Origin of the sequence: Kitasatospora sp. NPDC048540 (genome assembly GCF_040651175.1) — a bacterium.
Taxonomy (GTDB): Bacteria; Actinomycetota; Actinomycetes; order Streptomycetales; family Streptomycetaceae; genus Kitasatospora.
The window spans coordinates 1-12,395 of record NZ_JBEZIR010000005.1; the positions used below are offsets into that span (position 1 = coordinate 1).

The window sequence follows — 12,395 nt, forward strand, 5'->3', positions numbered from 1 at the left end:
CCGCCGCGAACGGAGCGATCTTCGCCTCCGACAGCGCACGCACCGTCTCCCGGAGCATCTCGTGCTCCTCACTGAGCCGGAAGAGGTCGAAGTCCGAGCTGCCCGCCATGTGCCACACCCTTCGCGCGAAAGCGTTAATTACCGTTCAGTAGATGCATCCTAGGCTCGCCCGCACCCCGCGCGCAGGTGACCTGCACGACAGCGGGTGAGCGGCCCGGCGACGGGCCGGGCCTCAGCGGACGCTCTCCCCCAGGGTGTCGCTGGTGGTCCGGTGCTGGGCGAAGTAGTCGGCCATCCGGTCGTTGCGGATGGCCTCCCAGAGCGCGGTGGCGGCGGCCGTGTCGAGCTTTACCACGTCCTGGCCGTCGATGCTGTCGAAGCCGCCGAAGGGCGCGTTCATGAAGCGGACGTCGTCCGGGCGCACCGCGCGCAGGCTCCAGCCGAGGTCGTAGAGGTCGGTGTTGCTGAGCCGGTCGTCGACGCTGACCACGTCGCCGACGGCCTGCAGCAGGCCGGTCAGCCGGGCGGGGCTGCCGAGGGTGCCGGCGTTCATGGTCTGGATCATCAGGGCGCGCAGGAAGTTCTGCTGCCGCTTGGTGCGGTCCAGGTCGCCGTTGGGCAGGCCGTGCCGCTCGCGGACGTACAGCAGGGCCTCCTCGCCGCTCATGTGGTGGGTGCCCTTGAGCCACTCGCGGGCGTCGCCCTTGGCCTCGATGGTCTGCGGGATGGTGATGTCGACGCCGCCGACGGCGTCGGTGAGCTTCTTGAAGCCGTTCCAGTCGATCACCGCGACGTGGTCGATCCGGATGCCGGTGAGCTTCTGCACGGTGTCGACCATCAGCGCCGGGCCGCCCCAGGAGTACGCCGCGTTGATCTTCGCCATGCCGTGGCCGGGCACGGGCACCCAGGTGTCCCGGGCGATCGAGACCAGCGAGACGCTCCGGCGGTCCTCGGACAGGTGCAGCAGCATCATGGTGTCGCTGCGGCTCGCCCCCTCCTTCCAGGCCGGGGCCTTGGCCTGGCCGCCGGTGGTGGGCACGTCAGAGCGGGCGTCCAGGCCGACCAGCAGGAACGTCGTCCCCGTGCCCGGCACCGGCTTGGGCTGCGCGGACTCCGGGACGCTCGGGAACGCGCCGGGTATCCGCTCGACCGAGGACGCGTAGTGCTCGGCGGTCCACCAGACGCCGCCGACGCCCGCGCCGATCAGGACCAGCAGGGCGGTCAGGGTCCAGACCAGCACCCGCCTGGTCCGGCGCCGGCGCCGGGAGCTGCGGTCGGGGGCCTCCTGCTCGGGCGGCTCCCCGGTGTCGTCCTGCCGGTCGAAAAAGCTCAGCGGTCCGGGCTGCCCGCCCGCCCCGTCCTCGTGCTCCCGCGCGTCCATGCGCGCATTCTGTCGGTCCGGCCGCGGCCGCGGGATTGAAACAGGAGTTCCGGTCGCCACCGATACCCGCAGGTGGCCGTGGAGTTACCCAGAGCTTTGAAATCCGCCTAGGGGGGAGCGCCCCACGGCCGCCCGTCCGGCGGATACCATCGGTGCCTGCGGCCTCGGGTACCGACCCGGCCGGCCATAGTCCCGGAACACCAAAGGGGAAGCAGTGGCCCTCCGCCTCACCGTGATCGGTACCGGATACCTGGGTGCGACGCACGCCGCCTGCATGGCGGAGCTCGGCTTCGAGGTGCTCGGCCTGGACATCGACCCGGAGAAGATCGCCGCCCTCTCCGCGGGCCGGGTACCGATGTACGAACCCGGGCTGGCCGAGCTGCTGGTCAAGCACGTCCCCGGCCACGAGGGCTCGACCGGCCGGCTGCGCTTCACCGACTCCCCGCAGGAGGTCGCCGAGTTCGGCGACGTCCACTTCATCTGCGTCAACACCCCGCAGAAGAAGGGCGAGTTCGCCGCCGACATGAGCTACGTCGACGCGGCGCTGGACGCCCTCGCCCCGCACCTGACCCGGCCGACCCTGGTGGTCGGCAAGTCGACCGTGCCGGTCGGCAGCGCCAACCGGCTGGCCGAGCGGCTGGCCGCGCTGGCCCCGGCCGGCGAGGCCGCCGAGCTGGCCTGGAACCCGGAGTTCCTGCGCGAGGGCTACGCGGTGGGCGACACCCTGCACCCGGACCGGCTGGTGGTGGGCGTCCGCAGCGAGCGGGCCGAGCAGCTGCTGCGCGAGGTGTACGCGACGCCGATCGCCGAGGGCGTGCCCTTCGTGGTGACCGACTTCCCGACCGCCGAGCTGGTCAAGGCCGCCGCCAACTCCTTCCTGGCCACCAAGATCTCGTTCATCAACGCGATGGCCGAGGTCTGCGAGAGCGCCGGCGCGGACGTGACGCAGCTGGCCAAGGCGCTCTCCTACGACGAGCGGATCGGCGGCAAGTTCCTCAACGCCGGTCTGGGCTTCGGCGGCGGCTGCCTGCCCAAGGACATCCGGGCCTTCATGGCGCGGGCCGGGGAGCTGGGCGCCGACCAGGCGCTGACCTTCCTGCGCGAGGTCGACTCGATCAACATGCGGCGCCGCTCCCGGATGGTGGAGCTGGCCCGCGAGCAGTGCGGCGGCGGCTTCCTGGGCCGCCGGGTCGCGGTGCTGGGCGCCGCGTTCAAGCCCAACTCGGACGACATCCGGGACTCCCCCGCGCTCAACGTGGCCGGCCAGATCCAGCTCCAGGGCGCGCAGGTCACGGTCTACGACCCGAAGGCGATGGACAACGCCCGCAAGATGTTCCCCAGCCTGTCGTACGCCGCCACTCCGCTGGAGGCCGTCGAGGGCGCGCACGTGGTGCTGCACCTGACCGAGTGGCAGGAGTTCCGCGAGCTGGACCCGGCGCAGCTGGGCGGGGTGGTCGCCGAGCGCCGGATACTGGACGGCCGCAACATCCTGGACGTCGAGCGCTGGCGTTCGGCCGGCTGGACCTACCGGGCGATGGGCCGCCCCGGCGCGGAGTAGCGGCCGCCGGGCCACCGCGACCCCGCCGAAGGCGGCGGAATGCGGCGGCCCGGGACGTCGTTGGCCGTGGCATGAGCTACGGAGACCGGGACACGGTGCGCAGGATCCTTCAGGACTCGGGCGACACCTGGGCGGTGGTCGGCCTGTCCACCAACACCCGCCGGGCGGCGTACGGCGTCGCGCAGGTGCTGCAGCGGGCGGGCAAGCGGGTGGTGCCGGTGCACCCGAAGGCCGAGACGGTGCTCGGCGAGCAGGGGTACGCCACCCTCGCCGAGATCCCGTTCCCGGTCGACGTGGTGGACGTGTTCGTCAACAGCGGCCTGGCCGGCGAGGTCGCCGACCAGGCCGTGGCCGTGGGTGCCAAGGCGGTCTGGTTCCAGCTGGACGTGGTCGACGAGGCCGCCTACGCGCGCGCCACGGCCGCCGGGCTGGACATGGTGATGGACCGCTGCCCGGCGATCGAGCTGCCCCGGCTCGGCTAGGCCCAAGGGCGCGTTCGCAGAGTCCCGCCGGGTCCGACGCGACTCTGCAAACGCGCCCTAGCCGATCGGCACCGCGATGTCGCAGGCCGGGTCGCCCGGGGCGACCTCGTCCCACTTCACGAAGTAGACCTCGCGGGGGCCGGCGCTGACCGTCTCGTCGTGTTCCTTGGCCCACTGGAAGACGGCGTCGTAGGCGGAGAGGATCTGCGGGTAGACCACCTGGGCCTTGGTGACGGTGGTGTACGCCTCCCGGTGGGCCGGCTCGGTCCGGCTCGGCGCGCCGAACCCGCCCGCGCGGGCCGGGTCGACCGGGACGCACAGCTCCACCGGCCCGTCGCTGTCGTCGTTGACCTCGCCGTGGTAGACCACGAACGGCGCCCCGAAGACGCCGCCGTGGGCCTGCGCGACGGCGAACAGCCGGTCGCAGGCCGCCGGGATCCACTCCGGCAGCTCCTCCGGCCGGATGTGCCGCTGCTCGGTCAGCACCAGCTGCTCGGGCACCTCGCGCTGCTGAATGTCGAACATGTCCAGGATCCCTTCGCCACCGGTGAGTTGGATGCGGAGGTAGGCGGCCAGCTCGCGCTGGGCGGCGGTCCGGCGTTCGACCTGCTCCCAGTACTCGGCGACCAGCGCGGCAGCCTGCGGACCGGGTGCGGCCAGTACCTCGGCCACCGCCGCGAGCGGCATGTCCAGGCCGCGCAGCAGCCTGATCCGCCGGGCGTCGGCCAGCCGGCTCTCGCGGTAGTAGCGGTAGCCGGTGGCCGGGTCCACCCGGTCCGGCCGCAGCACGCCCTGGCCGTCGTACAGCCGGAGCGCCTTCTGCGACAGCCGGGAGCGGCGCGCAAAGGCACCGATACCCAGAAGCAGGTCCTCCTCCTCCACGCCCTCCACCGTCCCGTCTCCCCCAGGGGGAAGGTCAACCACGGCCGTCGAGCTGCTCGATGGTGGCCCAGGAGGGGCCGCGGAAGGTGAGCTGCAGGTCGGTGGCGACGTCCTCGGCGTCCCGCAGCACCCGCACCGCGTTGTGCCAGGTGAGCTTCCCGAGGTCGGCCTCGGACCAGCCGCGGCCGAGCAGCTCGGCGATCAGGTTGGGGTAGCCCGCGACGTCCTGCAGCCCCTCGGGGAGGAAGGCGGTGCCGTCGAAGTCGCCGCCGATGCCGATGTGGTCGATCCCGGCCACCTCGCGCATGTGGTCCAGGTGGTCGGCGACGGTGGCCACGGTGGCCGACGGCCGCGGGTGGGCCCGCTCGTACGCGCCCTGCACCGCCATCGCTTCCGGGGTGGTCTCCAGCGGGTGCAGGCCGTGGGCGCGCATGTTGGCGTCGGCGGCGGCGGTCCACTCGATGGCGGCGGGCAGGATGAACTTGGGCACGAAGGTGGCCATCGCCACGCCACCGTTGCCGGGCAGCTGGGCGAGCACGTCGTCCGGGACGTTGCGCGGGTGGTCGCAGACGGCGCGGGCGGAGGAGTGCGAGAAGATCACCGGCGCCGCGGAGACCCGCAGGGCGGCCCGCATGGTGTCGGCGGAGACGTGCGAGAGGTCGACCAGCATGCCGATCCGGTTCATCTCCCGGACGACCTCCTCGCCGAACGCGGTCAGCCCGCCGGCGACCGGCTCGTCGGTGGCGGAGTCCGCCCACGGCACGTTGTCGTTGTGGGTCAGCGTCAGGTAGCGCACGCCCAGCTCGTGCAGCATCCGCAGGGCGCCGAGCGAGCAGTCGATCGAGTGGCCGCCCTCGGCGCCCATCAGCGAGGCGATCCGGCCCTCGGCCCGGGCCGCCTCCATGTCGTCCGCCGTCAGGGCGAGCCGCAGCTCGGCGGGGTTGCGCTGCACCAGGGTGCGGACGAAGTCGATCTGTTCCAGGGTGGCGCTGACCGCGCGGTCGCCCGCCCAGTCCGAGCGGACGTAGACCGACCAGAACTGCGCGCCGACCCCGCCGGCGCGCAGCCGGGCCAGGTCGGTGTGCAGCCGGCCGCTCTGGTCCGCGCCCAGGTCGAGGACGTCCAGGTCGTAACCGGCCTGGGCCCGCATCGCCCAGGGCAGGTCGTTGTGGCCGTCGACCACCGGGGTCTCGCGGAGCAGGGCGCGGGCACGGTCGAGCAGTTCAGGCGTCATGCCCTTGTTCTACCGTGCCCGCACCACCGGCCGGGATACCCGGGCTACTTGCCGAAGCCGAAGGAGGCCGAACCGGCCACCTTGGCCCGCAGCTTCCTGCCCTTGTCGGTCGCCTGGGTGTTCAGCTCGGCCTGGAACTCGACCATCTTCTCGGCCAGTTCGGGGTCGAACGCGGCGAGCATCCGGACCGCCAGCAGGCCGGCGTTGCGCGCCCCGGCCACCGAGACGGTGGCCACCGGCACACCGGCCGGCATCTGGACGATCGACAGCAGGCTGTCCATGCCGTCCAGGTAGCGCAGCGGCACCGGCACGCCGATCACCGGCAGCGGGGTCACCGAGGCCAGCATGCCCGGCAGGTGGGCCGCGCCGCCCGCACCGGCGATGATCGCCTTCAGGCCGCGGGTGTGCGCCCGCTCGCCGTACGCCACCATCTCGCGCGGCATCCGGTGCGCGGAGACCACGTCGACCTCGTACGGGATCTCGAACTCGTCCAGGGCCTGGGCGGCGGCCTCCATCACGGGCCAGTCGGAGTCCGAGCCCATGACGATGCCGATGATCGGGTCAGTCATTCTGTGATGGTCCCTCGCAGGTAGGCGGCCGCGTGGCGGGCGCGCTCGCGGACGTCGTCGAGGTCGTCCCCGAAGACGTTGACGTGGCCGACCTTGCGGCCGGGCTTCACGTCCTTCCCGTACATGTGGATCCGCAGGCCGGGATCGCGGGCCATGCAGTGCAGGAAGGCGTGGTACATGTCGGGGTAGTCCCCGCCGAGGACGTTGACCATCACGGTCCACTTCGCGCGCGGGCGGGGGTCGCCCAGCGGGAGGTCGAGGACGGCCCGCAGGTGGTTCTCGAACTGCGAGGTGACGGCACCGTCCTGGGTCCAGTGGCCGGAGTTGTGCGGGCGCATCGCCAGCTCGTTGACCAGGATCCGGCCGTCCCGGGTCTGGAACAGCTCGACCGCCAGGTGGCCGGTGATGTCCAGCTCGCCGGCGATCCGCAGGGCCAGCGCCTGGGCCTCGCCCGCGAGTTCCGGGTCCAGGTCCGGCGCGGGCGCGGTCACCTCGGCGCAGACGCCGTTCTCCTGGAGGCTCTCCACCACCGGGTAGGCCACCGCCTGGCCGCTGGGCGAGCGGACCACGTTGGCGGCCAGCTCGCGGACGAAGTCGACCTTCTCCTCGGCCAGCACCGGCACCCCGGCCAGGAACGGCGCGGCGGCCTCCTGCTCGTCGTCGACGACCCACACGCCCTTGCCGTCGTAGCCGCCGCGGACGGTCTTCAGGACCACCGGGTAGCCGGCGCCCTCGTGCGCGAAGGCGGTCACGTCGGCCGGGTCGGCGACCAGCCGGTGGCGGGGGCAGGGCACCCCGATCGAGTCCAGCTTGGCCCGCATCACGCCCTTGTCCTGGGCGTTCACCAGCGCGTCGGGGCCGGGCCGGACGGCGACCCCGTCGGCCTGCAGGGCCCGCAGGTGCTCGGTCGGGACGTGCTCGTGGTCGAAGGTGACCACGTCGCAGCCGGCCGCGAACCGGCGCAGCGTCTCCAGGTCCCGGTAGTCACCGAGGACGACGTCCGAGACCACCTGGGCCGCCGAGTCCTGGGGGGTGTCGGCGAGGAGCTTGAAGCGGATCCCGAGCGGGACCCCCGCCTGGTGCGCCATGCGGGCCAGCTGCCCGCCGCCGATCATGCCGACCACTGGAAAATTTGCCTTGCCCGCAAGAGTCACGCCGCCCAGGATATCCGGGCCGGTCACCGCGGGTGTAACGGCGTCCTGCCGGGTAAAGAGCGACCCCCGGGGTGGGGACGGGCCGTCGGGGAGCGAGTAGCCTGGATGGCCGGACCCCGGGAAAAGCACTATCCGATCATGCGTCGATAGGGGTTTCCGCATCGTGCCGCAGCGCCGCGCGCACGGCCCCCAAGGCAGGCGAGCACAGGAGACAGTCGGGTATGACGACCACCACCGCGCCCAAGCCGTCGCTCGCGAACCGCCTGCGCGGGGTCTCGGGCGAGGTCGTCAAGTTCGGCATCGTCGGACTGAGCGGCGTCGTCGTCAACTTCCTGGTCTTCTGGATCTGCATCAACGGCCTCGGCCTGGCCTCCCTGCGGTCCAACATCGCCGCCACCCTGGTCGCCATCGCGACCAACTACCTCGGCTACCGGTACTGGCTGTACCGCGACCGCGACGCGGCCTCGCGCAAGCGCGAGATCACCCTCTTCCTGCTCTTCAGCGGCGCCGGGATGCTGATCGAGACCGGTGTGCTCGGCTTCTCGGTCTACGTCCTCGGCCTCACCTCACACCCCATGCAGCTCGCCGCGAAGTTCGTCGGCCTGGCCGCGGGCACGGTGTTCCGCTTCTTCTCCTACCGCACCTGGGTGTTCAAGGCCCTCCCGGAGCTGGCCGAACCGGCCGAGCCCGCCGTGGTCGCCGAGGCCGAACTCCTCCTCGCCGCCGAGCAGCCGCCCGCGGCAGCGGTCGCCCAGCGTTCCTGAACCGCACCGACGGACGGACCGGACGGTGACCGGACTCGCGCCGGAGGCGGTCGCGCTCCTCGATGCGCTCCTCGCGGGCGACGGGCCCGCGCACCGCGCCCTCCGTGCCCAGATCCCCCACCTGCGGGTGACCGGCCGCTGTCCGTGCCCCTGCGCCAGCATCGACGTCGACCTGGACCGGGCGGCGGTGCCCGCCGCGCCCGCCGCCGCACACCCGGCCGCCGAGGCCACGGTGCTCGCCGCCGACGGGCAGCCCGTCGGCGGCGTCCTGGTCTTCGCCTCCGCGGGCTACCTCTCCGGCCTGGAGGTCTACACCTGGCAGGACGAGCCGATCACCCGGTTCCCGCCCCCGGACCGCCTGGCCCCCTGACCAGCCCGGCCGCCGGTCGTGCGGCTCCGGCTCCGCCCGACACTGAGCTGGTCGGTCGTCCGGCTCCGCCCGACACTGCGCTAGTCGGTCGTCCGGCTCCGCCCTACGAACAGGGCGAACACCGGTGGCCGCAGGGACAGCAGTTCCAGTCGGCCGCCGTCCGCCTCGGCGAGGTCGCGGGCCACGGCGAGGCCGATGCCGGTGGAGTTGCGGCCGCTGACCGCGCGTTCGAAGACCCGGTTGCCGAGCTCCGGCGGGACGCCCGCGCCCTCGTCCTGGACCTCGGTGACGATCGAGCTGCCGGAGCGTCGCACCCGCAGGGTGATGGTGCCGGCGCCGTGCATCAGCGAGTTCTCGATGAGGGTGGCGAGCACCTGGGCGACCGTTCCGGGGGTGCCGGTCACCTCGGCGCCGTGCAGGCCCTCGATGACCAGCCGCCGGCCGCTGTCGCGCAGCGGCGGCCCCCACTCCTCCACCTGCTGCTTGATCACCTCGTCCAGCGGGAAGCCGACCGCCGTCGGGCTGCTGCGGTCGCGCTGGTTGGTGAGCAGCCGCTGCACCACGTCGGTCAGCCGCTCGACCTGCTGGAGGCCGATGGCGGCCTCCTCGCGGACGGTCCGGGGTTCCTCGGCGAGCGCGGTGATCTCCTCCAGCCGCATGGACAGCGCCGTGAGCGGGGTGCGCAGCTGGTGGGAGGCGTCGGCGGCGAGCCTGCGTTCGGCGGTGAGCATCCGGGCGATCCGCTCGGCGCTGGCGTCCAGGACCTCGGCGATCCGGTCGAGTTCGGGCACGCCGTACCGGCGGTCGCGGGGGCGCGGGTCGCCGGAGCCGAGTCGTTCGGCGGTCTCGGCGAGGTCGGTGAGCGGCCGGGCGAGCCGTTTGGCCTGCCAGACCGCGAGTGCGACGGCGGCCTGGACGGCGAGCAGGGCGACCACGCCGAGCAGCAGCAGCATGTTGCCGATCTCGTGGTCGACGTCCTCGCGGGACTGCATCACGGTGACGGTCTCGCCGCTGAGGCCCTGTTCGGTGGCGGTCAGGGCGGCGCCCTGGACCGGGCGGCCGGCCGCGATGAGGGGCTGGCCGGGGATGTCGACGGTGACGAAGGAGCCGTCGGTGACCTGGGCGGCGAACTTCTCGCCGGTGACCGGCTCGCCGGCCGCCAGCCGGCTCTCGACCAGGCCGAGGACCCGGACGGCGGCCGCGTCGACCCGGTCGTTGGCGGCGCCGACGATGCTCTGCTTCTCGATCAGTGCCAGCGGTACGCAGAACACCGCGACCACCACCAGGACCACGCCCAGCAGTGAATTGATCATCCTGCGCTTCACGCCGGGCGGTCCTTCGTCGTCGGTTCTTCGGCGGGTTCGTCCGTCAGTTCTTCTCGAAGCGGAAGCCCACGCCGCGGACGGTCGCGATGTAGCGCGGGTTGGCCGCGTCGTCGCCGAGCTTCTTGCGCAGCCAGGAGATGTGCATGTCGAGGGTCTTGGTCGAGGTCCACCAGGTGGTGTCCCAGACCTGCCGCATGATCTCCTCGCGGGTGACCACCCGGCCGGCGTCCCGGACCAGGACCCGCAGCAGCTCGAACTCCTTGGCGGAGAGGGTGAGCTCCTCCTCGCCGAGCCAGGCGCGGTGCGACTCGATGTCGATCTTGACGCCGTGCGCGCCGGTGGTGAGCTGGTCGACGTTGCCGCGGCGCAGCAGCGCCCGGACCCGGGCGAGCAGCTCTGCCAGCCGGAAGGGCTTGGTGACGTAGTCGTCGGCGCCCGCGTCGAGGCCGACCACGGTGTCCACCTCGTCGGCGCGGGCGGTGAGCACCAGCACCGGGAAGCTCTTGCCGTCGGCGCGCAGCCGCCGGCAGACCTCCAGGCCGTCCATCTCGGGCAGACCCAGGTCGAGGACGATCAGGTCGACCTCCTCGGTGAGCCCCGCCCCCAGCGCGGCCGGTCCGTCCTCGCGGACCAGCACCTCATAGCCTTCCCGGCGCAGCGCGCGGGCCAGCGGTTCGGAGATTGCCGGGTCGTCCTCGGCCAGCAGCACACAGGTCATGGGCTGATGTTAGACCGCCGCGGGCCCCCTGATCAGGGTGCGTCCTGGCCCTTGACCTCCGCATGACCTGGCGAGGGGGCAACCATGGCGGCCCCGGCGCCCACTGTGAACTAGTTCACAGAGCGTGATCATCGGGCGGGTGCCGCCATCCGGCCGTCCGAGGGGTCGGATGGGGGCCTTTGCCAAAGAATCGGACGTGCTACCTTCACTTCAAAGGACAATTTCCGCTCGCGCCATCGATTGGGCGCCACGAGGTCGCCAGGACTTTGCCTGCGTGTTACCTGATTTGCGATGTTTGTCCGGCCATGTCATGGAAAACCGCCACGTACAGTGGTTTGGTCCCCGTCCGCCTCCACCCCCCTTGGCGGACGAAGTCAGGCAAGGAACCCCTACACATGGCGTCTACCACCCTGGATGCCGGCACTCAGTCGGCCCCTCCCAGCGGCAAGACCTTCCTCGGGCACCCCCGGGGCCTCGCCACTCTCTTCATGAGCGAGATGTGGGAGCGCTTCAGCTACTACGGCATGCGCGCCCTGCTCGTCCTCTACATGACGGCCGCCACCACCGACGGCGGCCTCGGCATGAAGGTGGCCGTCGCCGCCGCGGTCTACAGCGTGTACACCGCCATGGTCTACCTGCTGGCCCTGCCCGGTGGCTGGATCGCCGACCGCTTCCTCGGCGCCCGCAAGACCGTCGCCGTCGGCGGCACGATCATCATGGCCGGACACTTCATGCTGGCCGTGCCGGCCACCGTGTCCTTCTTCGCGGGCCTCGGCCTGATCGCCATCGGTTCCGGTCTGCTCAAGGCCAACATCTCGACGATGGTCGGCCACCTCTACGACGGGCCGAACGACCCGCGCCGTGACGGTGGCTTCACGATCTTCTACATGGGCATCAACCTCGGCGCCTTCGCCGCGCCGCTGGTCATCGGCACCGTGGGCCAGAGCGTCAACTGGCACCTCGGCTTCGCCCTCGCCGGTGTCGGCATGGCCCTGGGCCTCGGCCAGTTCCTGCTCGGCACCCGCCACCTGAGCGCCCGCAGCGACGTGGTGTCCTCGCCGATCTCGGCCGCCGAGAAGCGCGACGTGTTCCGCAAGGCCGGCCTGTGGCTGGCGCTGGCCGTGGTGTTCTACGCCGTCGTGGCACTGACCGGCAGCTTCACCATCGACTGGGTGATCTGGCCGCTGTCGATCGCGGGCATCGCGCTCCCGGTCTTCGTCTTCGGCAAGGTGAAGCGGGACAAGGACCTCAGCTCGGACGAGCAGTCCAAGATGAGCGGCTACATCTGGTTCTTCATCGCCGCCGCCGTGTTCTGGATGATCTACGACCAGTCCGGCTCGACGCTGAGCGTCTTCGCGGACGACAACACCGCCTCCACGCTGCTCGGCTTCGACTTCCCGTCCAGCTGGTTCCAGTCGCTCAACCCGCTCTACATCATGGCGCTGGCCCCGGTCTTCGCCTGGCTGTGGGTGGCCCTCGCCCGCCGTGGGAAGAACCCCAGCACCACCATGAAGTTCGCGATCGGCCTGCTGATGATCGGCGCGTCCTTCCTGGTGATGATGCTGGCGATGGCGGCGGCGTCCGGCGGCACCAAGGTCACGCCGCTCTGGCTGGCCATGGTCTACCTGGTCCAGACCGTCGGTGAGCTCACGCTCTCCCCGGTCGGCCTGTCCGTCACCACCAAGCTGGCCCCGGCCAAGTACGCCAGCCAGATGATGGGTGTCTGGTTCCTCGCCGTCACCGCGGGCGACTGCGTGGCCGCGATCTTCCAGCTGGTCCTGGGCGACGCCACCGGCTCCACCTGGTACTTCGCGGTCCAGGGCGTGCTGGCGATCATCGCCGGCATCGGACTGGCGATGTACCGCAAGAAGGTCGTCAAGCTCATGGGCGACGTCCACTGACGCCACCTCCTTCACGACGAAGGGCCGGTACCCGCCTCGGCGGGTACCGGCCCTTCG

The 12,395-nt window shown here is 71.7% G+C and carries 12 protein-coding genes; 5 read left to right on the forward strand and 7 right to left on the reverse strand.

From position 1 onward, the window contains the following. Nucleotides 1–232: 232 nt before the first annotated feature. Nucleotides 233–1,381: an LCP family protein gene (locus AB0D08_RS04055; protein ID WP_082526254.1), complete on the reverse strand. Its 1,149-nt coding sequence runs from the start codon at nt 1,379–1,381 to the stop codon at nt 233–235. A gap of 214 nt (nt 1,382–1,595) precedes the next feature. Between AB0D08_RS04055 and AB0D08_RS04060 the strand changes: the two genes are divergently transcribed. Beyond that, a complete protein-coding gene (locus tag AB0D08_RS04060) occupies nt 1,596–2,939 on the forward strand; it encodes a UDP-glucose/GDP-mannose dehydrogenase family protein (RefSeq protein ID WP_033818474.1) in 1,344 nt (447 codons plus the stop codon). Between the two features lie 71 nt (nt 2,940–3,010). Continuing rightward, nucleotides 3,011–3,421, forward strand: a complete 411-nt coding sequence (locus tag AB0D08_RS04065) for a CoA-binding protein (RefSeq protein WP_033818473.1) — start codon at nt 3,011–3,013, stop codon at nt 3,419–3,421. Between the two features lie 57 nt (nt 3,422–3,478). Here the strand turns inward: AB0D08_RS04065 and AB0D08_RS04070 are convergent, their stop codons facing one another. From AB0D08_RS04070 to AB0D08_RS04085, 4 genes are read right to left on the reverse strand one after another with little or no spacing between them, the layout of a single operon-like run. Next, the gene (locus tag AB0D08_RS04070; protein ID WP_359886149.1) at nt 3,479–4,303 is read right to left on the reverse strand and encodes a MerR family transcriptional regulator; all 825 of its coding nucleotides are present in this window, start codon (nt 4,301–4,303) and stop codon (nt 3,479–3,481) included. A 34-nt stretch (nt 4,304–4,337) separates the two neighbouring features. Continuing rightward, nucleotides 4,338–5,537: a dipeptidase gene (locus AB0D08_RS04075; protein WP_359886150.1), complete on the reverse strand. Its 1,200-nt coding sequence runs from the start codon at nt 5,535–5,537 to the stop codon at nt 4,338–4,340. A 44-nt stretch (nt 5,538–5,581) separates the two neighbouring features. Continuing rightward, nucleotides 5,582–6,106, reverse strand: coding sequence for a 5-(carboxyamino)imidazole ribonucleotide mutase (purE, locus tag AB0D08_RS04080; RefSeq protein ID WP_033818470.1), 525 nt, complete (start codon nt 6,104–6,106; stop codon nt 5,582–5,584). Then, complete coding sequence (locus AB0D08_RS04085; protein WP_033818481.1) at nt 6,103–7,221, reverse strand: 5-(carboxyamino)imidazole ribonucleotide synthase; 1,119 nt, start codon at nt 7,219–7,221, stop codon at nt 6,103–6,105. Before AB0D08_RS04085 ends, purE begins: the two co-directional genes overlap by 4 nt. A 260-nt stretch (nt 7,222–7,481) precedes the next feature. Here AB0D08_RS04085 and AB0D08_RS04090 point away from each other — a divergent pair, with 260 nt between their 5' ends. Both AB0D08_RS04090 and AB0D08_RS04095 read left to right on the forward strand, forming a co-directional pair. Further along, nucleotides 7,482–8,024 carry a GtrA family protein gene (locus AB0D08_RS04090; protein WP_033818469.1) on the forward strand — a complete coding sequence of 181 codons (543 nt, stop codon included), beginning with the start codon at nt 7,482–7,484 and terminating at the stop codon, nt 8,022–8,024. 25 nt (nt 8,025–8,049) lie between these two features. Then, on the forward strand, nt 8,050–8,394 hold the full coding sequence (locus AB0D08_RS04095) for a hypothetical protein (protein WP_033818468.1): 345 nt from the start codon (nt 8,050–8,052) through the stop codon (nt 8,392–8,394). Between the two features lie 80 nt (nt 8,395–8,474). Here AB0D08_RS04095 and AB0D08_RS04100 read toward each other — a convergent pair whose 3' ends face one another. Together AB0D08_RS04100 and AB0D08_RS04105 are read right to left on the reverse strand one after the other, a co-directional pair. Further along, nucleotides 8,475–9,719, reverse strand: a complete 1,245-nt coding sequence (locus tag AB0D08_RS04100; RefSeq protein ID WP_033818467.1) for an ATP-binding protein — start codon at nt 9,717–9,719, stop codon at nt 8,475–8,477. A 43-nt stretch (nt 9,720–9,762) separates the two neighbouring features. Then, entirely contained in the window at nt 9,763–10,437 is a 675-nt protein-coding gene (locus AB0D08_RS04105; protein ID WP_033818466.1) for a response regulator transcription factor, read from the reverse strand. A 395-nt stretch (nt 10,438–10,832) separates the two neighbouring features. Here AB0D08_RS04105 and AB0D08_RS04110 point away from each other — a divergent pair, with 395 nt between their 5' ends. Then, entirely contained in the window at nt 10,833–12,338 is a 1,506-nt protein-coding gene (locus tag AB0D08_RS04110) for an oligopeptide:H+ symporter (RefSeq protein WP_033818465.1), read from the forward strand. Nucleotides 12,339–12,395 lie beyond the last annotated feature (57 nt).